The sequence below is a fragment of the Streptomyces indicus genome (genome assembly GCF_900100315.1).
Taxonomy (GTDB): domain Bacteria; phylum Actinomycetota; class Actinomycetes; order Streptomycetales; family Streptomycetaceae; genus Streptomyces; species Streptomyces indicus.
Map to the genome: position 1 here is coordinate 362232 of NZ_FNFF01000005.1, position 18580 is coordinate 380811.

General features: G+C 73.4%; 15 protein-coding genes and 1 pseudogene. 11 read left to right on the forward strand and 5 right to left on the reverse strand.

From position 1 onward, the window contains the following. The first annotated feature begins 123 nt into the window (after positions 1-123). From BLT97_RS16260 to BLT97_RS16290, 7 genes and pseudogenes are all read left to right on the forward strand, one after another. On the forward strand, positions 124-999 hold the full coding sequence (locus BLT97_RS16260) for an ABC transporter ATP-binding protein (RefSeq protein ID WP_245769353.1): 876 nt from the start codon (positions 124-126) through the stop codon (positions 997-999). A 55-nt stretch (positions 1000-1054) separates the two neighbouring features. After that, positions 1055-2077, forward strand: coding sequence for an ABC transporter substrate-binding protein (locus BLT97_RS16265; RefSeq protein ID WP_093610670.1), 1023 nt, complete (start codon positions 1055-1057; stop codon positions 2075-2077). 185 nt (positions 2078-2262) lie between these two features. Further along, entirely contained in the window at positions 2263-3471 is a 1209-nt protein-coding gene (locus tag BLT97_RS16270; RefSeq protein WP_093610672.1) for an ATP-grasp domain-containing protein, read from the forward strand. A 137-nt stretch (positions 3472-3608) separates the two neighbouring features. Continuing rightward, the gene (locus tag BLT97_RS16275; protein WP_093610674.1) at positions 3609-5318 is read left to right on the forward strand and encodes an IucA/IucC family protein; all 1710 of its coding nucleotides are present in this window, start codon (positions 3609-3611) and stop codon (positions 5316-5318) included. A gap of 6 nt (positions 5319-5324) precedes the next feature. Then, positions 5325-6560 carry an MFS transporter gene (locus BLT97_RS16280; RefSeq protein ID WP_093610676.1) on the forward strand — a complete coding sequence of 412 codons (1236 nt, stop codon included), beginning with the start codon at positions 5325-5327 and terminating at the stop codon, positions 6558-6560. Next, positions 6560-8407, forward strand: a pseudogene (locus BLT97_RS16285) (IucA/IucC family protein); the annotation flags it as partial. The gene BLT97_RS16280 and the pseudogene BLT97_RS16285, both read left to right, overlap by 1 nt. A gap of 125 nt (positions 8408-8532) precedes the next feature. Continuing rightward, positions 8533-9762 (forward strand): type III PLP-dependent enzyme, encoded by a 1230-nt coding sequence (locus BLT97_RS16290; protein ID WP_093610678.1) that lies wholly within the window; start codon positions 8533-8535, stop codon positions 9760-9762. Positions 9763-9844: 82 nt separating this feature from the next. Here BLT97_RS16290 and BLT97_RS16295 read toward each other — a convergent pair whose 3' ends face one another. Together BLT97_RS16295 and BLT97_RS16300 are read right to left on the reverse strand one after the other, a co-directional pair. Beyond that, complete coding sequence (locus tag BLT97_RS16295) at positions 9845-10747, reverse strand: collagen-like protein (RefSeq protein WP_245769355.1); 903 nt, start codon at positions 10745-10747, stop codon at positions 9845-9847. Beyond that, complete coding sequence (locus BLT97_RS16300) at positions 10744-11016, reverse strand: hypothetical protein (protein ID WP_093610682.1); 273 nt, start codon at positions 11014-11016, stop codon at positions 10744-10746. The genes BLT97_RS16295 and BLT97_RS16300 overlap by 4 nt, the downstream gene beginning before the upstream one ends. A 274-nt stretch (positions 11017-11290) precedes the next feature. Between BLT97_RS16300 and ppk2 the strand changes: the two genes are divergently transcribed. Next, positions 11291-12094 (forward strand): polyphosphate kinase 2, encoded by an 804-nt coding sequence (gene ppk2 / locus BLT97_RS16305; RefSeq protein ID WP_093610926.1) that lies wholly within the window; start codon positions 11291-11293, stop codon positions 12092-12094. A 44-nt stretch (positions 12095-12138) separates the two neighbouring features. Here ppk2 and BLT97_RS16310 read toward each other — a convergent pair whose 3' ends face one another. Next, positions 12139-13071, reverse strand: a complete 933-nt coding sequence (locus BLT97_RS16310) for a LysR family transcriptional regulator (protein ID WP_093610684.1) — start codon at positions 13069-13071, stop codon at positions 12139-12141. 86 nt (positions 13072-13157) lie between these two features. On the opposite strand from BLT97_RS16310, the gene BLT97_RS16315 reads away from it, so the two are divergent. Continuing rightward, the gene (locus BLT97_RS16315) at positions 13158-14438 is read left to right on the forward strand and encodes an MFS transporter (RefSeq protein WP_093610686.1); all 1281 of its coding nucleotides are present in this window, start codon (positions 13158-13160) and stop codon (positions 14436-14438) included. Here the strand turns inward: BLT97_RS16315 and BLT97_RS16320 are convergent. Both BLT97_RS16320 and BLT97_RS16325 read right to left on the reverse strand, forming a co-directional pair. Beyond that, the gene (locus BLT97_RS16320) at positions 14332-15183 is read right to left on the reverse strand and encodes an SMP-30/gluconolactonase/LRE family protein (RefSeq protein ID WP_093610688.1); all 852 of its coding nucleotides are present in this window, start codon (positions 15181-15183) and stop codon (positions 14332-14334) included. The genes BLT97_RS16315 and BLT97_RS16320 overlap by 107 nt on opposite strands. 8 nt (positions 15184-15191) lie before the next feature. Beyond that, positions 15192-15968: an IclR family transcriptional regulator gene (locus BLT97_RS16325; RefSeq protein ID WP_093610928.1), complete on the reverse strand. Its 777-nt coding sequence runs from the start codon at positions 15966-15968 to the stop codon at positions 15192-15194. A 302-nt stretch (positions 15969-16270) separates the two neighbouring features. On the opposite strand from BLT97_RS16325, the gene BLT97_RS16330 reads away from it, so the two are divergent. Next, positions 16271-17425, forward strand: a complete 1155-nt coding sequence (locus tag BLT97_RS16330; RefSeq protein ID WP_093610690.1) for a mandelate racemase/muconate lactonizing enzyme family protein — start codon at positions 16271-16273, stop codon at positions 17423-17425. After that, positions 17422-18426 carry a zinc-dependent alcohol dehydrogenase gene (locus tag BLT97_RS16335; protein WP_176953780.1) on the forward strand — a complete coding sequence of 335 codons (1005 nt, stop codon included), beginning with the start codon at positions 17422-17424 and terminating at the stop codon, positions 18424-18426. Before BLT97_RS16330 ends, BLT97_RS16335 begins: the two co-directional genes overlap by 4 nt. Positions 18427-18580 lie beyond the last annotated feature (154 nt).

Genomic DNA, 18580 nt, shown 5'->3' on the forward strand with positions numbered 1-18580 from the left:
GTCCGCCCCGTCCGTCACGTACCTGATGTCCACCCCGTCCGTCACGTACCTCATGTCCACCCCGCCTGTCACGCCCCACACGCCCATCACGTCCGTCCTGCCCACCTCGCCCGGGAGCCCCGTATGACCTCCAAGCAGCTCGTCCCCCGGCAGGACGCCACCGCGCCTGCTGCGGAAGGGGCCGGGGCCGCGCGGACCGACCAGCTGTCCACGCACGGTCTCGACCTGCGGTACGGCGACCGGGTCGTGGTCGGCGGTCTCGACCTGGTGCTGCCCGGCGGTGCGGTGACCGCGATCGTCGGTCCCAACGCCTGCGGCAAGTCGACCCTGTTGCGCGCCCTGACCCGGCTGCTCACGCCGGCCGGCGGCACCGTCGCCCTGGACGGCACCGACATCCACCGGATGCCGGCGCGTGCGCTGGCCCGCCGGATGGGACTGCTCCCCCAGCAGCCCGTGACACCCGAGGCCATCACCGTGGAGGCGCTGGTGCGGCTCGGCCGCTATCCCCACCAGCGTCTGCTCAGCCCCTGGTCGAAGGCCGACCAGGCGGCGGTCGAGTCGGCCTTGGAGCGCACCGGTACGACGGCCCTGCGCGAGCTGCCCGTGGACCAGCTCTCCGGCGGCCAGCGCCAGCGGGCCTGGATCGCCCTGGCCCTCGCGCAGGACACCGATCTGCTGCTGCTCGACGAGCCCACCACGTTCCTCGATCTCCGGCACCAGCTCGATGTCCTCGACCTGGTCGCCGAGTTGCACGCCGAGGCGGGCCGGACCGTCGTGATGGTCCTGCACGACCTCGGACAGGCGGCGCGCTACGCCGATCACCTCGTCGTCCTCAAGGACGGCGCACTGGCCGCGGCCGGCGCACCCGCCGACGTCCTCGACGCGGACCTCGTCCGAGAGGTCTTCGACGTCGACTGCCGGGTCATCCCCGACCCGGAGACCGGTACCCCGCTGGTCGTCCCCAAGACCCGGGCGGCCCGGCAGAAACCCTCTGCCTGACCGTCCGACCCCCCACACCTGAAAACCCTCCGCTCGCCGACAAGGAAGCACCCTCATGTCCAGCAGAACCACACCACGCGGCCTGCGCCGCCTCGGTACCGCTCTCGCCGCCTTCGCCCTCGGCGCCTCCGCGCTGACCGCGTGCGGCGGCGACAAGGCCAAGGACGACGCGTCCGGCAAGGAGAACGTCGGCGCCGCCGCCGAGGCCTTCCCGCGCACCGTCAAGCACGCCATGGGCGAGACCGAGATCCCCGCCAAGCCCGAGAAGGTCGTCGTCCTCGACACCGGCGAGCTGGACTCGGTCACGATGCTCGGCATCAAGCCGGTGGGCGCGGTCTCCCCGCACTTCAAGACCGCGGGCGGCTTCCCCGCGTACCTGGGCGACAAGGTGAAGGGCGCCAAGGACGTCGGTCCGCTCCTGGAGCCGAACCTGGAGCTGATCGCCTCCCTCAAGCCGGACCTGATCCTGTCCTCGAAGGTCCGCCACGAGAAGGTCTACGACAAGCTCAAGGGCATCGCGCCCACCGTCTTCACCGAGACCACCGGCGGCCCCTGGAAGGAGAATCTCAAGGTCCACGCCGAGGCGCTCGGCCTGGAGAAGGAGGCCGGCGAGCGTCTGAAGGCGTACGAGGCGCAGGCCAAGGCGCTGGGTGAGGCGATCAAGAAGAAGTACGACGGGAAGATGCCGACCGCGTCCGTCGTGCGCTTCGTGGCCGGGCCGACCCGCCTCTACCAGAAGTCCTCGTACAGCGGTGTGGTCCTCGACGACATCGGCCTCGCGCGCCCGAAGTCGCAGTCCTCGACCGACCCCGAGGTCACGATGCTCGACGTCAGCCCCGAGCAGATCGACAAGGCCGAGGCGGACCTGGTGTTCGTGACGCTTGCCGACGAGCCCTCCAAGACCAAGCAGAAGGACGTCACGTCCAACCCGGTCTGGAAGTCCCTGGGCGCCGTGAAGAACGACAAGGTGTTCACCGTCCCGGACGAGACCTGGATGTCCGGCATCGGGGTCCAGGCCGCCGAGCACATGCTCGCGGACGTCGCGAAGGCCACCGGCGTCGAGCTGCCGAAGCAGTAACGCCGCAGCGGGCCGGGCCGCTTCCCCCATGGCGGCCCGGCCCCGTCCCGGCGGCTCCGTCCCCGACCCCGTCCCCGTTTCCGTCCCTGGGGATTCGCCCCGCCCGCGCGTCCGGCCCGCGTCCCCACGGCCCGGCGCGCTCCCACCCCCCCACCCGCTCATCCGACCCGGAAGGGGTTCAGCCCATGCGGCTGTACCTGCTCGCTCTCAATCCCACCGACTCGGTCACCGAAGGATTTCTGCCGGCCGCGGCGCGGCTCGGCCTCGGCGTCACCGTGCTCACCGACCAGGCGGAGGCCCACCGCCGGACGTACGCCGGCCTCGACGGCGCGCACGACATCGAGGTCATGGAGTGCGACGTACGCGATTTCCGCGCCGTCGTGACACGGATCGCCACGCACCACCGTCCGGACGCCGTCTTCACCAACAGCGACCACCTCCAGACCCAAGCGGCCCTCGCCGCCGACTACTTCGACCTGCCCGGCAAGGACTGGCGCGCCGCGCTGCGCGCCAAGGACAAGGCCGAGATGCGCCGCAGGCTCGCCGCGCAGGGCGTCGACACGGTGTGGTCCACGGAGCTCGCGCCGGGCCAGGACCCGGCCGTCCTGCGCGACGCGCCGGTCCCCTTCCCCTGTGTGGTCAAGCCCCGCGAAGGGGTGGCCAGCGAGGACGTCGTCCTGGTGGACGACGTCGAGGACCTGCTGCGGCAGTGCAAGGCGATCCAGGCCCGCAGGACCGGCGCGGCCCTCGTCGTCGAGGAGTACCTGCCCGGTGAGCTGTACACCCTCGAAACCCTGGGGGACGGCGCCCGCCGCCACGTCCTGGGCGGCTTCCACACCGAGGTGTCCCCGCCCCCGGTGTTCATCGAGGAGCGCCTGACCTTCGTCCCCGCGCACCCGCCCGCGGTCGTCGCGCAGGTCCTCGCCCAACTCGACGCCCTGGGCGTCGGGTTCGGCGCCTGCCACACCGAGTTCGTGGTGCACGAGGGCCGCGCCCGCATCATCGAGGTCAACTACCGGGCCATCGGCGACCAGTGCGATCTGCTGCTCGCCCAGCTCCTGGACATCCCGCTGTTCGAGCACATCCTCCGGGCGCATCTGGGTGAGCCGCTGCCCGCGGACCTGGGCGCCCGCACGGACGGCCGGGCCCGTCTCGAGTACCCGTGCGCGAAACGCGCGGGCACGCTCACCGCCGCTCCGGAGGCCTGCGACCTGACCGTGGACGGCGTACGCCTCACGTACCGGCCGCTGCGTGCGGTCGGCGAGCACCACGAGGTGTACGGCACGAACCGCGACTACCTGGGCGTCCTGCGCGCCACCGGCACCGACCAGACGGCGGTGGACCGGGTGGTGGCGGGCTTCCTCGCGGAGCAGCGCTGGGAGATCACGCCGTGACCGCGCCAACTGCGGTACGGCCGACCGCCCAGGCGGACCCCGCCTCTCCGAAGGGCGCCTCTCCGGAGACCGCCGCTTCCCCGCAGGACGCCGCTTCCCCGCAGGACGCCGCTTCCCCGCAGGACACCGTCCCGGGCATGGATCCCGCCGAGGCCGAGCTGACCCTGCGGGTGCTCGGTGCGCTGTTGCGCGAGGACGTCGCGGGGCTGCGCTCGCGCAGCGCTCCGGTGCGCTTCGAGGACGGCACCTGGCTGCGCCTGCCCGCGGCCGGGGAGACGGCGCTGCTGCTTCCGGTCGCCGAGGACGGCTTCCAGTGCGCGTACACCGCCCGGCTGCCGCTGCTGCGGCGGGAGCGCGACGGGACCCAACTCACCGGCCTGACCGCCATTCTGGGCGAGCTGAGCGCGCTGGCCGATCCCGTCGACCGCGCCGGGTTCGAGGCCTTCGCCGAGGAGTGTGCGCAGACGCTGGCCACCATGCGCCTGCACGCACGGACGGACTCCGCGGTGGGTGAGGAGCTCGCCGAGCGCTACGGCGCGGACCCAGCCGACTGGACCGGGCTCGCGGGCTCCCTCGCGTTCGACGCGCTCGCGGCCCGGATCGACCATCCGGTCTACCCGACGGCCCGCGGCCGCTCCGGACTGAGTGACGCCCAACTCCACTCGTACGCACCGGAGTTCCACCCGGCCTTCAAGCTGCACTGGGTGGCCCTCCCCTTCGACGCCCTCACGTCCAGCGGCCTCGACCGCGGCGCCCTGCCGGCCTTCTGGCCCTCCCTCGGCGACCTCGGGCTGCCCGAGCTCGAAGGCACCCATCTCCCCCTGCCCGTGCACCCGCTGACCGCCGCCGCGTCACTCGGCGAGCGTGCCGTCCCGGCCGGGCGGCCGTACCTGGACGTCGTGCCCACCCTGTCCATGCGCACGGTCGCCCTCGCCGACGATCCGGCCGTCCACCTCAAACTGCCGCTCGGCACCGCCACGTTGGGGCTGCGCAACCGCCGCACCATCAAGCCCGGCACCCTCGTGGACGGCGCCGCGGGCCAGCGGCTCGTCGAGGCGGTCATCGCCCGCGAGCCCCGGTTCCGGGACACGGTCCTGCACGCCGACGAGACGCGCTACGCGCATGCCTCGCACGACCTGCTCGCGGTCCTGCTCCGCTCCTATCCCGCCGGGCTCGACGACGCGGTGGTGCTGCCCATGGCGGCCCTGCTCGGCCGCGCGCCGTCCGGCCGGCTCGTCGTTGACCACCTCGCCGACCGCTTCTTCGCCGGCGACCCGGTGCGGCTCCTCGACGCCTGTCTGCGGCTGCTGTTCGACTTCCAGACGACGCTGTTCTCCTACGGGATCGCGCTGGAGTCGCACCAGCAGAACATCTCCCTCGTCCTGGACGAGCACGAAGGACGCGCCCGGCTGCGGCTGCTGCTCAAGGACAACGACGGCCCGCGCATCAACACCGTGCGCTGCTCCGCCGCGCTCGGCGAGCAGGCGCTGCTCGACGCCTTCGACGACCCCCGCACCTTCGGCGACACCGACGACGCGGTGGTGGACGTGTTCACCACGATCACCGTCCATCTGTGCGCGGGCGCCTACGCGTTCGGCCTCGCCCGGCACGGGCGGGCGCCGCTCGACCGGCTGCTCGCGCTCGTCCGCGACCGGCTGGAGGAGGCCGTGGACCGCCTCGCCGAGGAGCCCGGCCAGGTGCTGCGCGACCGGGTCCTGCGGGCCGGCCGCCTGCCGGTCAAGGCGATGGTCACCGCGGGCACCCTGCTGAGCAAGGAGCGCTCGGGCGCGGCCGACATCAACAAGCACTACACCACCGGCCCCAACTACCTGCTGCGCGGGGAGTGACGGACCATGACCACCACCACGCCGCCCGTGCAGCCCGCCGCAGCCGGACAGCCGCCCGCGCTGGGGCGCCGGCAGGTGCACGCCGTCGCCGCCTGCTACTTCGTGGCCTCCTTCGCCGCGCTGGGCCTGCCGCCCTATCTCACCGAGATCCTGCCGGAGCTCGGCGACGAGACCGCGCGCTGGGCGGGGCTGCTGTACGTCGTGCCGACGGTGTTCGGCGCGCTCGGCGCCCCGCTGTGGGGGCGGCTGGCCGACCGCTTCGGACGCAAACGGCTGCTGCTGCGCGCCCAGTTGGGCCTGGCCCTGTCGTTCCTGCTGGCCGGGTGGGCCGACTCGCTGACCGCGTTCACGGCCGCGCTGGTGCTCCAGGGCGTGCTCGGCGGCACCTTCGCCGCGTCCAACGGCTACCTGGCCGCGGCGCTCGAAGGCCCGGGCCTGTCCCGCGCGCTCACCCTGATGCAGGGCAGCGCCCGCGCCGCCCTGGTGTTCGCGCCGATCGTCGTGGGCACACTGTCGCCCTGGCTCTCCCCGCACCGCCAGTACGCGCTGCTCGCCGTGCTGCCGCTGGCCGCGGCGGTGATGCTCTGCCTGCTGCCCGAACCGGGCCACGCCCCGAAGTCCGCGACCGCGGAACGGCCCGATGCGCCGCCAGCGCCCGGCACCCCGCTGAAGGCGCTCTACGCCTTCGAGTTCGCCTTCGTGTTCTCGACCGTCATCTCCTTCCCGTATCTGATCTCCCTGATCGAGGAGCGAATACCCGGCACGGCGCCGGCGGTCTCCGGGGTTCTGTTCGCCCTGCCGCACCTGTTCTACCTGCTGTTCGCGATGCGCCTGCACACCCGCTTCGTGGCGCGTCCGCGCCAGGGCATCGGCCTCGGCTTCGGCTTCATCGCCCTCGGCCTGGCCGGTCACGGGTTCGCCGACTCGCTCGCCGCGTTCACGGCCGTACGCGTCCTGCTCGGCGCGGGTCTCACCTTGGGCCTGGTCTGCCTGTCCGTGCTGGCGGCCGACTGCGCCAAGGGCCGTGCGCCCGGCGGCATGTTCGGCTCCCTGGAGTTCGTCTCCAAGTCGGGCGCCGTCGCCGCGGGCCTGGCGGCGGCCGCAGGCAACAGCCTCTTCGGACCGGCCGCCCCGCTCCTGACCGGCACCGCCGTCGCGCTCGGCGCGGCCTGCCACATCGCCTTCCGTTTCCTGTTCCAGGGCCCGGTCATCCGATCGCCCCGCACCCGATGGAGCCGTTGATGTCGTTGCCCACGGGCACCGTCCCCGCTCAACTCACCACCCCCACACCCCCGAACGCCGCTCAACTGCCCACCGCCGACGAGGTGGTGGCGCACACCCTGCTCAACTGCCTGCTGCGCGAGGTCTCCGGACCCGAGCACCAGACCGCCGTCGTCGACGGCCGGCTGCTGCTGCGCCTGCCGAGGGCGGGCGTCCTGCTGCGCGCGGCCCTGCGCCGCACCTCGCTGCTCGGGGCGCACCGCTTCGCGGGCCCCGTGGAGGTGCAGCAGACGGGCGGCTGGGCCGAGGCCGACTGGCGGCTGCTCGCCCAGTACACGCAGTGCGAACTGGAGTTGCGCACCGGGGTGCGCAACGAGGAGTTCCTCGACCAGATCGCCTCCAGCCACGAGGGCGTACGCGCCGCACTCGCCGCCAGGGCCGCAGAGACGGCCGGGTCCGCAGAGTCCGCCAGGTCCGGCGACTCCGCCAGGTCCGGCGAGCCTGCCCGGTCCACCGAGCCCGCCAGGTCATGCGAGTCCGCCAAGTCCGTTGAGGACGACACCACTTCGGACCCGGGTGACCCCCTGGCCGCGTATCTCGCCTCCGAGCAGTCGCTCCTGTTCGGCCACCGCTTCCATCCCACGCCGAAGGCGCGCGGTGGCGACCCCGCGGCCTGGCGCGCGTATGCCCCGGAGGCCGGCGCCTCGTTCCCGTTGCGGCTGTTCGCGGTACGGGAGCATCTCGTCGCCGAGGAGACCGCCGAACCCGGCGCCACCGCCCCGCTCGACCGACTGCACCCCGGCGTACCCGAGGGCTACAAGCTGCTGCCCGCCCACCCCTGGCAGCTCTCCCTGCTCCAGGACCACCCGGCGCTGCGGACCGCACTCGCCGCGGGCGACATCCTGGACCTGGGCACGACCGAGCAGCCCTTCGCCGCCACCGCCTCCGTGCGCACGCTGTACGACGGGGACACGTTCCTGAAGTTCAGCCTGAACGTGCGCATCACCAACTGCCTGCGCAAGAACGCCAGTTACGAGCTGTCGGGCGCCGTCGCCCTGACACGCGTTTTGCACGGCGCCCTGACGGACCTCTCCGACCGCCACCCGGGCAGCGCGATGCTCCGCGAGCCCGCGTACCGCAGCCTCGTCCTGCCGGGCGAGGACGGCCGCCCCGACCAGGCACTCCTCGAAGGCTTCGGCGTGATCGTGCGCGAGGGCCTGTCCCGGCGGCTGCTGCCGGGCACCACTCCCCTGCTCGCGGGCGCGGTGGCCGACGAGTACCCGACCGGACCCGGCCACCTCGGCCGCCTCCTCGCCGGGGCGGGCCCGGAGCGGGCGCTCGCCTGGTGGCGGGCGTATCTGAAGCTGCTCGTGCCGCCGGTCCTGGCCGCGTACTTCGAGCACGGCCTGGTCCTGGAACCGCATCTGCAGAACGTCCTCGTCTGCGTGGACGGCGAGGGCATGCCCGCCCAGGTGCTCTTCCGCGACCTGGAGGGCACCAAGCTGCTGCCCGAGCACCACGCCGACACCCTCGCCTCGCTGCCGCCCGAGGTGGCGGCGCCCATGACGTACGACGCCCAGCGCGGCTGGGACCGGGTGGTGTACTGCCTCCTGGTCAACCACGTGGCGGAGATGCTCGCGGCGCTCGCCGACCTGCACCCCGAGACCGAGGCCGCGCTGTGGGCCGAGGTCCGCGCCTCGATCGCCGCGTACGCCGACAGCCGGGAGACCTGCCCGCCCCGCCTCGCCGCGCTGCTGGCCGGTGTGCCGCTGCCCGCCAAGGCCAATCTGCTCACCCGCTGGGAGCGCAAGGCCGACCGGGCGGCCGGCTACGTGCCCCTGCCCTCGCCGCTCGCCGAGGAGGTGCTCTTCGGCGCAAGCGCGACATCGGCGGCTGAAGCGGGCGAAGGTGCGCTCCCGTGCGACGGCACCGCGGCCCGACTGCCCCGTACCCGCACGGCGTCCGCCGCCCACGACTCGACCTGGAGCACCCGATGACCGCCCCCACCGAGCAGGTCCGCCGGCGCGCCCTGAGCCTGCCCTTCGAGGAACTGCCTGCCTACCTCTACGACGTGGACGCCCTGCGCACCCACGCCGCCGCCGTCCGGAGCGCCCTGCCCGAGCGTGCCGAGCTGTACTACGCGGCCAAGGCGAACCCGGAGCCGGAGATCCTCGCGGCGCTCGCCCCGTACGTGGACGGGTACGAGGTGTCCTCGGGCGGTGAACTCGCCCATGTCGCCAAGGCGGTGCCGGGCAGCGCCCTGGCCTTCGGCGGCCCCGGCAAGACCCCGGCCGAGATCACGGCCGCCCTGGAGCTGGGCGTGGCCCGCTTCCACGTGGAGAGCGTGTACGAGCTGCGCATGCTCGCCGAGCTGACCGCCCGCGTGGCCCCCGCGTCACGGCCGGGTGTGCTGCTGCGCTTCAACCTGCCGCTCGCCGACGCCTCGCTCCGGGGCAGCCAGTTGGCGATGGGCGGGCGGCCCACCCCGTTCGGCCTCGACCCCGCCGAGGCGGACACGGTCGTCCGGCTCCTCACCGACGGCACGTATCCGCAGCTCGAACTCCTGGGCGTACACGCCCATCTGGCCAGCGGCCTGGACGCGGCCGAGCTGCTCGCCTCGGCCGAGGCGGTCGTGGCGTGGTCGCTCGGCCTGGCGGAGCGGCACGGTGTGCGGTTCCGCGAGGTCAACGTCGGCGGCGGCATGGACGTGGACTACGCGCGCCCCGAGGAGCGCTTCGACTGGGCGGCGTACGGCGCAGGGCTCTCCCGACTCCTCGACCGGCACCCGGAGTTGACACTCCGCATCGAGCCGGGGCGGGCCCTGACCGCCTACTGCGGCTGGTACGCGACCGAGGTGCTCGATGTGAAGCCCAGCCACGGCGAGGAGTTCGCGGTGGTCCGCGGCGGCACCCACCATCTGCGTACCCCCGCGACCAAGGGGCACGACCAGCCCTGCACGGTGCTCAGGAGCGACCGCCCCTGGCCGCACCCGTGGCCCCGCTCGGCGGCCACGGGCGAACGGGTGACCTTCGCGGGTCAGCTGTGCACGCCCAAGGACGTGCTGTCCCGGGGTGTGCCCGCTGCCGGTCTGCGGGCCGGGGACCGGGTGGCCTTCGCGCTGGCGGGCGCGTACGCGTGGAACATCTCGCACCACGACTTCCTGATGCATCCGCGGCCGACGTTCCACTTCCTGCGGGCGGAGGGGCACGGCGCGGAGGCCTGATCCGGCGTGGAGGCCTGACCCGGCGTGGAAGCCTGACCTGCTGGGGAAGCCTGACCCCGCCGCGGAAGGCTGCCCCCGCAGTTCAGACCGTGCCCGACTCCTCGTCCCCGTCCGGCTGTTCCGCCGCGCCCGCCACGCGCCGCAGGGCGGGCAGCACCGGCAGGATCGCCGCGGTCGGCGCGGTCGGCGCGGGCGCGGGAGCGGCGTCGCGTCGGCACAGGAGCGCGTCGGGGTCGTCCACGGGAGTCTGGAGGCTGTACCCCTCCGGGCAGGACGGTCCGGTGGCCCCGGGCGGACCGGCCGGACCCTGGGCGCCCTGTGGTCCCGGGTCACCCTGCGGTCCCGCGTCGCCGCGCTCACCCTTCGCCCCGGTCTCGCCAGCAGGACCTGCGGGGCCGGGTGCGCCGCCGGGACCCGGCGGGCCCGCGGGACCCTCCGGACCCGCGGCTCCGTCCGCTCCGTCCGCGCCGGCCGGACCGGGCGCCCCGCTCGGGCCCGCCTCCCCCGGGACACCCTCCGGACCGACCGCGCCGGGCAAGCCCTCAGGCCCTTGCAGACCCGGCACACCCGCCTCACCGCGCGCGCCCGGTCGCCCGCTCTCGCCCGCCTTGCCCGGCGCTCCGGGTGCGCCCGCGGGGATACGGATCCGGGCGAGCAGGTCGTCCACGGCCACCGACGGGTCGGGGGCCGCGGGCGTCCCGCCGCTCGCCTCGACCTGTGCGCGCAGGGTGCGGACGTCCTCGGCGAGGGTGGACAGGGCCTCGCCCCGGCGTGCTGCCTCCTCGGCCATCCGGTCGGCCCGGCGCTCGCCGGAGTCGATCCGCGCCCACAGGATCACCGCGACCCCGGAGAGCGCGATCAGCACGCAGACGAGGAAGATCTTGCGCCAGCGCAGGGCGAGCATCCGCTCGATACGGGTCACCGGGGGCCTCCGGGCGGGGAGTGGGCCGTGCAGCGGCAGCGGGTCGGGGGGTGCGGTGGTCACTGGGTTCCCCCGAGCCGGTGCACGTCGAGCCGCAGCCGTGCGATCTCGGTCTGGTCGGCGGCGTGCCGGGTGGTCAACTCGTCGATGCGCGAGTCGCGTTCGGCGACGAGCCGTTCCAGACGGTCGCGCTCCGTCTGCAGGCGTTCGGTCAGACTCGAGTACCCGGTGAGCGCGTTCTCGCCGCGCTTTCCGAGGTACGCCACGAGTGCCGCGCCCAGTACGCCCGCACAGGCCAGTAACGAGCCGAGCAGGGTGGTGCCGGCGTCCAAGGAGTGCCTCCTACGTGACCACCGGCTGACGCCGGCGGGAACTCTCGCCGGAACAACGAGGCTGCGGCCGGGTGGTTTGCCGGGGAGAGTCCGATACCTCCGGAAAGGTGCTGACGGCGCGTCAGTTGCCGCGCGCCGCCCGGACGCGGATCCGCGGCGCGCCTGCGCGACCCGGGATCAGTGGCTACGTTGAGGCCTCGGAGCGGAAGATCGACCGACGGAGGCGGGCATGGCGGGGAAGGCAGGGAAGGCGGGCATGGCGGGGAAGGCGGGCATGAAGGGCACGAAGAAGGCGAAGGTGCCGCGCGCGGCGTACGAGAGCGAACTGCTGCGCCTCCAGATCGAGTTGGTCAAGCTCCAGGAGTGGGTGCGGGCCGAGGGCGCGCGCGTGGTGGTGGTCTTCGAGGGGCGGGACGCGGCCGGCAAGGGCGGCACCATCAAGCGCTTCGCCGAGCACCTCAACCCGCGCGTCGCCCGGATCGCCGCGCTGCCGAAGCCGACCGAGCGCGAGCGCACCCAATGGTACTTCCAGCGCTACATCGAGCACCTCCCCGCGGCGGGCGAGATCGTCCTGTTCGACCGCAGCTGGTACAACCGCGCCGGGGTCGAGCACGTCATGGGTTTCTGCACCAAGGAGGAGTACCAGCGGTTCCTGCGCCAGTGCCCGGTCTTCGAGCGGATGCTGGTCGAGGACGGGATCGTGCTGCGCAAGTACTGGTTCTCGGTGAGCGACACCGAACAGCAGGAGCGCTTCCGGCGCCGCCTGGAGGACCCGCTGCGCCGCTGGAAGCTGTCGCCGATGGACCTGGAGTCGCTCACGCGGTGGGAGGCGTACTCGCGGGCCAAGGACGAGATGCTGGTGCACACCGACATCTCCGAGGCGCCGTGGTACGTGGTCGAGAGCGATGACAAGCGCCGCGCGCGCCTGAACATGATCGCGCACTTCCTCGGCTCGGTGCCGTACCACGAGGTCCCGCCGCCGGTCCTCGAACTGCCCGCCCGTCCGCCGTCCACGGGGTACGAGCGGCCGCCGCGCGATCTTCAGACGTATGTGCCCGACCATGCGGCGGGGCTCTGACGCGAAGCCCGCGACGCACGTCACCGCCTCGCGGCCGATCGGAGTCAGACGGTGGAGCCGGGCGGCCTGACCAGCCAACCCCCTTGCTCCGCAAGCGTGGTGGCGGCCTCATGAAGGGCGGTGAGGCCGGGGTGCGTGAGGCCGCGGCGCCAGACCAGGGACACCGGTGAGAGCGGCAGCGGGTCGCACAGCGGGCGCAGAACCATGCCGGGCATGCCGATGAACTGCGTGGTGGCGAGGACCGACCAGCCCTGTTTGTGCACGACGCGGATGAACTCCTCCTCGCCGGCGATCTCCGGGAAGGGCTCCGCCATCCTGATGCCCCAGGGGGCGAACAGGTCCGCGGCGAAGGCCGTCCACTCCGCCGTGGCCTCGTTGCCCGCCGCCGCGTACAGCGTCTCGCCGCGCAGGCGCGCCATCGGCACGGCCGGCAGCCCCGCCAGCGGGTGGTCGGCGGGCAGCAGCACCGCCAGGTGCTCGTAGCGGATCAGGCGGTGTTCGAGGCGGGCCCGCACGGCGGCGGGCAGCCCCGCGACATGGCCGGAGGAGACGTCGAGGCGTCCCGCGAGGATCTCCGCCGCCGCGCCGGTCAGCCCGCTGTGGAAGCGCGCGGTGAACTCCACGCCGGGCGCGGACTCGCGAGCTGCTTCGAGCACTTGGTGCGCGGTGGAGACGCGGGCGGCGACATCGACGAGCAGCGGGCGGTCCTGCGGGGTCCAGGCGGCGTCGAGCGCGTCGTACGCCGTGAGCACCGCCCGTGCGTACGGCAGCAGCCGCTCGCCCTCCCGCGTGAGCTGCACCTGGCGCGTGGTGCGCACGAACAGCTCGGCGCCCAGCTCCCGTTCGAGCCGGCGGATGTCCCGGCTGAGCGCCTGCTGCGCGACGAAGAGGGCCGCGGCGGCACGCGTGAAGTGCAACTCCTCGGCCACGGCGACGAAGCAGCGCAGCAGGCGGGGGTCGGGGGTGCGGGAGGGCATCACACCAGTATTCACAACCCAGGTGCGTGAATGCCGCCGGGACCGGTGTTGGACCCTCGCCGACCCCGTGCACAACGCTTGATCACATGACTTCAGCGCGTGCCTACGCCCGGCTCTTCGCGATACCGGGCGCCCGGGCCTTCACCGTGTGGAACCTCGTGGCCCGCCTTCCCATGGGCATGTTCGGCATCAGCGCGGTGATGATGATCGCCGCCGGGTACGGCTCGTACGCGCTCGCCGGCGCCGTGGCCGCCACCGGTCTGGTCGCGAACGCCGTCGCCGGGCCGCTCGTCGCCCGCGCCGTCGACCGGTACGGGCAGGCGCGCACCGCCGTGCCCGCCTCCGCCGTCGCCGCGGGCGGGGCGCTCGCCCTGACGCTGTGCGTGTTCCTGCGGGCCCCGGCCTGGACGCTGTTCGTCGCGTACGTGCTGATGGCGGCGACGCCCAACACCGGTGGCATGTCGCGTGCGCGGTGGGCGCATCTGCTGCGCGGGGATCCGCGTGCCCTGCACACGGCGAACTCCTTCGAGCAGGCCGCGGACGAGGTCTGCTACATGCTCGGCCCGGTGCTCGCCGCGTTCCTGTGCACCGCGCTGTTCCCCGAGGCGGGGATGCTCGCGGGTGCGGCGCTGATGTTCACGGGCGTGCTGCTGTTCGCGGCGCAGCGCGGCACCGAGCCGCCTGTGGCCCCGCGCAGCCGCGGCCGTTCGCCGCTGCGGGCGCGCGGGATGCCCGCGCTGCTGTGCGTGTTCGCGGCCACCGGTGCGGTGTTCGGTTCGCTGGAGGTGGTGACCGTGGCGTACGCCGACGCGGCCGGCCACAAGGCGGCGGCCGGTGCGGTCCTGGCGCTCCAGGCGGCCGGGTCGTGCGCCGCCGGACTGCTGTACGGCCTGGCCCGCCCGGCGAAGTCGGCGGCCGTGCGACTGCGGTGGTGCCTGGCGGCGATGGCGGCACTCATGTCCGCACCGCTCCTGGCCGCCTCGTCGGCGGGGCTTCTGCTGCTCGCGCCGGCGCTGCTCGTGGCGGGCATGGCCACGGCACCGACGATGGTCACGGGGATGCAGCTCGTGCAGCAGCGGACCCCGGCGGAGCGGCTCAACGAGGGGATGACGTTGGCCGTGACCGCGATACTCGGCGGGATCGCGGCGGGTTCGGCGGCGGGCGGCTGGGCGGTGGAGCACGCCGGGGCCGTGTCCGGCTACTGGCTGCCGGTGGCCGCCGCCTCCGTGGCCGTGGCGGCCGCGTTCGCGGTCCGCGGACTCAGCCCGCGAACGCCGGGGTCTGCATCCCCGCACCCGCGTCCGGCACCACGAGCAGCGAGCCCGACAGCGGATGCGGGCGAGCGAGCCCCGTACGAGCTGTCGTGATGTAGAGGTCGCGCAGACCGGCGCCGCCGAACGCACAGGCCGTGGGGCGGCGCACCGGGAGCCGCAGGACGCGGTCGAGCCGGCCGTCCGGGGTGTAGCGGCGGACCTGCCCGCCGTCCCACAGCGCGACCCAGACACAGCCGTCGGCGTCGACGGTGAGCCCGTCGGGATAGCCCGCCTCGGGTTCGATCTCCACGAACGGCCTTCTGTCGTACGGGAGACGGCCGTCGAACCCGCAGACGTCGATGCGCCGCGTGGGGCTGTCGACGTAGTAGACGAAGGCGGCGTCGGGGCTCCAGCCGATGCCGTTGCTCACCGCGACGGAGCCGAAGAGCTCGGTGGTGGTGCCGTCGGGGGCGATGCGCGTGAGGGTGCCGCCGCCCGGAGCCTCGTCGTAGCGCATCGTGCCGGCCCACAGGGAGCCGTCGGGCGCCACGGCCGCGTCGTTGCCGCGCCGGCCCGGCACCGCATCCCGCGCGAGCCAGGCGAAGGAGCCGTCGGCCTCGTAACAGGCCACTCCGTCACGGAGGTTGACCACGAGGCCACCGGAGGTGCGCGGCAGCGCGGCGCCCACGTGCTGCCCGGTCGCCCGCACGGTGCGCCGCCCGGAGACCGGATCGTGGGTGTGGATACGGGAGCCGAGGATGTCCACCCAGACGAGCCGGCCGGCCGCGGCGTCCCACACGGGGCCCTCACCCAGCTCGGCCGTCTCCCGTACGGCCACCTCAAAGGCCGTCGCCGGCATCGCCGGGCTCACCGGTCGCCGCCGCGGAAGCCCAGGCTCTCCGACAGGTCGCGCGCGCCCTTGGCCGCCAGTTCGGCGAGCTCCTCCTCGCGCTCCTCGGTCCAGCGGATCATCGGCACGGACACGGAGAGCGCGGCGACCACGCGGCCCGCGCGGTCACGTACCGGCGCGGCCACACAGCTCACGTCCGGGTTGGACTCGCGGTGTTCCGTGGCGATCCCACGCGCGCGGATTCCGGCGAGCGCGGACCGCAGCTCGTCGTGGTCCGTGATGCTGTTGTGCGTCATCGCATCGAGCTCGCCGGCCTCCGCGAGCCGGGCGTCCAGCTCGTCGGCGGGCAGCGAGGCGAGCAGCATCTTGCCGACGGAGGTGCAGTGCGCGGGCAACCGGCGCCCGGCGGCGGAAACCATCCGGACCGCGTGGATGGAGTCGACCTTGGCGATGTAGATGACGTCCAGGTCCTCCAGGATCGCCACGTGCACGGTCTCGTCGCAGGTCTCGGCGACCTCGCGGGCCACCCGCTGGCCCTCCGCGGCGAGGTCGAGCTGCTCCGCGTACCGACTGCCGAGCTGGTAGGAGCGGACGCCCAGACGATAGCGGCCCGGCTGTTCGGGCACGGGCACGAGGTACGAGCGGGCGGCCAGCGTGGTCACCAGCTCGTGCACGGTGGTGCGCGGCAGACCCAGCTTGCGCGTGATGTCCGGCGCGGACAGCGTGCCCTCGCCGTCCAGGAACAGCTCGAGTATGTCCAGCGCCCTGGTCACCGCCGGGACCAGTCGTCCCATCTCGCTCACCCACCCCAGTCGTTCGATACTTCGGCCATTGGCCGGGATCCCGAACGCAGGCTAACCACAGTCCCGTTCACCGGGCAATGCCCCTGCGGGGAACGCGACCGGGAACCAGCATCCCTCCTCCCGCCCGCCGCCGGCGCGGGCTTCGCGCGATCCATTGACACCACCGCCGAGCCCTGTTTACGGTCACGCCACGATTTCGAACGTGTGACGAAATCTCGAACAACTCGGACTGCTCACCCACACGTCGAATCCTCTCGAACGACCCGCTCCGACTCTCTCTGGGGACAACTGCCGTGCGCATCACGGGAATCAGCACTCATGTCGTCGGGACGCCCTGGCGCAACCTCACCTATGTGCTCGTCCACACCGACGAAGGCCTCACCGGTGTCGGCGAGACCCGCATGCTCGGCCGCACGGACGCCCTCGTCGGGTATCTGCGCGAGGCCGAGGCCAACCACATCGCGGGCTCCGACCCGTTCGCCGTCGAGGATCTCGTCCGGCGGATGAAGTACGGCGACTACGGACGCGCCGGCGAGATCGTCATGTCCGGCATCGCCGTGATCGAGATGGCCTGCTGGGACATCAAGGGCAAGGCGCTCGGCGTGCCGGTCTGGCAGCTGCTCGGCGGCAAGGTGACCGACCAGGTCAAGGCATACGCGAACGGCTGGTACACGACCGAGCGCACGCCCGAGGCCTACCACCAGGCGGCGAAGGGCGTGGTGGCGCGCGGCTACCGGGCCCTGAAGATCGACCCGTTCGGCACCGGGCACTTCGAACTGGACCACGAGCAGACCTGGTACGCGGTCTCGCTGATCGAGGCCGTGCGCGACGCCATCGGCCCCGAGTGCGAGCTGATGCTGGAGATGCACGGCCGCTTCAGCCCCTCCACTGCGGTACGCCTGGCGCGCGAGCTCGCTCCGTTCAAGCCGGCCTGGCTGGAGGAGCCGGTGCCCCCGGAGAACCTCAAGGCCCTGGAGAAGGTGGCCGCGAAGGTGGACATCCCGGTGGCGACCGGCGAACGGATCCACGACCGGATCGAGTTCCGCGAGCTGTTCGAGTCGCAGGCCGTGGACATCATCCAGCCCGACCTCGGGCACATCGGCGGCATCCTGGAGACCCGCAAGCTGGCGGCCACCGCCGAGACCCACTACATGCTCGTCGCCCCGCACAACGTCGGCGGTTCCGTGCTCACCGCCGCCTCGCTCCAACTCGCCGCCTGCACCCCGAACTTCAAGATCCTGGAGCACTTCAACGACTTCGCGGACGCGGAGATCAAGAAGGTGGTCAAGGGCGCACCCCAGGTGGACCCGGAGACCGGCTGCTTCGCGGTCTCGCACGCCCCGGGGCTCGGTGTCGAGCTGGACGTGGACGCGGCGGCCGAGTTCCCGCAGCAGCAGGCCCGGTTCGACCTGTGGGCCGACGGCTGGGAGAAGAGGCAGCCCAAGTGAGCCGTCGCCTGGTGATCGAGCGCCCCGGCGAACACCGCCTGGAGCAGGGCGGGACACCGGCGCCCGGGCCAGGCGAGGTGCTCGTCCGGGTCGCGGCCGCCGGGATCTGCATGAGCGACCGCGAGGTGTACGACGGGAAGCGCGCACCGGGCTACGTCCGCTATCCGATCGTCCCGGGCCACGAGTGGTCCGGCACGGTCGAGGCGGTCGGCCAGGGCGTCGACCCGGGGCTCGTCGGCCGCAAGGCGGTGGCCGAGGGCTTCCGCGCCTGCGGGATCTGCGAGCGGTGCCGGGAGGGCGAGACGAGCCTGTGCACCGGGGGGTACGCGGAGACCGGGTTCACCGAACCGGGCGCCTTCGCGGACCATCTCACCGTCCCCGCACGGCTGTTGCACCTCCTGGACGACGGCGCGGACCTGCGTGCCGCGGCCCTGCTCGAACCGGCCGCCGTGGTCGCGGCGGCCGTCCGGGCCGGTCGGCCGCGGGCCGGCGAGCGGATCGCCGTGGTCGGCGCCGGGACGCTCGGACTGCTCTGCGTACAGCTGCTCGCCGCGAGTTCGCCCGCCGAGCTCGTGGTGATCGATCCGCGCGCCGAACGCGCCGAGCAGGCACGGCGGTTCGGAGCCAGCGCGGCGCTCTCCGCGAACGGGCCCGAACAGGGCCGCTTCGATCTGGTCGTGGAGACGGCCGGAGCGCCGACCACGGCCGCCTCGTCCTGCCTCCTCGCGCGGCGCGGCGGCCGGGTCGTGCTCACCGGGATGTTCGCGGCGGGCGCGACCGGCATCGACCCCGTCCACCTCTCCGTCAGCCAGCTGGAGATCCGCTCGGTCTTCGGCGCCTCGTCGGCCGCCTGGTCGGAAGCGGTACGGGCCTTCGGGCTCGGGCTGCTCGACCCGGCGCCCCTGATCACGCACGAGTTCCCGCTGGAACGGTTCGCGGAGGCCGTCGCCCTGGTCGGCGGCGGCGATCCGAAGACCGGCAAGGTCCTGCTCCGCCCGTGATCCCGGCCCTTCCGCGCACCAGCGGATCGCGCCCGCACCACCGGATCACCTCGTACCACCGATCACCCTGCACCCCCTGTGCGTACGGCGGTACGTGAGCACCTGACGGCCGCGTACCGCCGTACCCCACCCCTTGCGCGCCCGCACCCGGGCC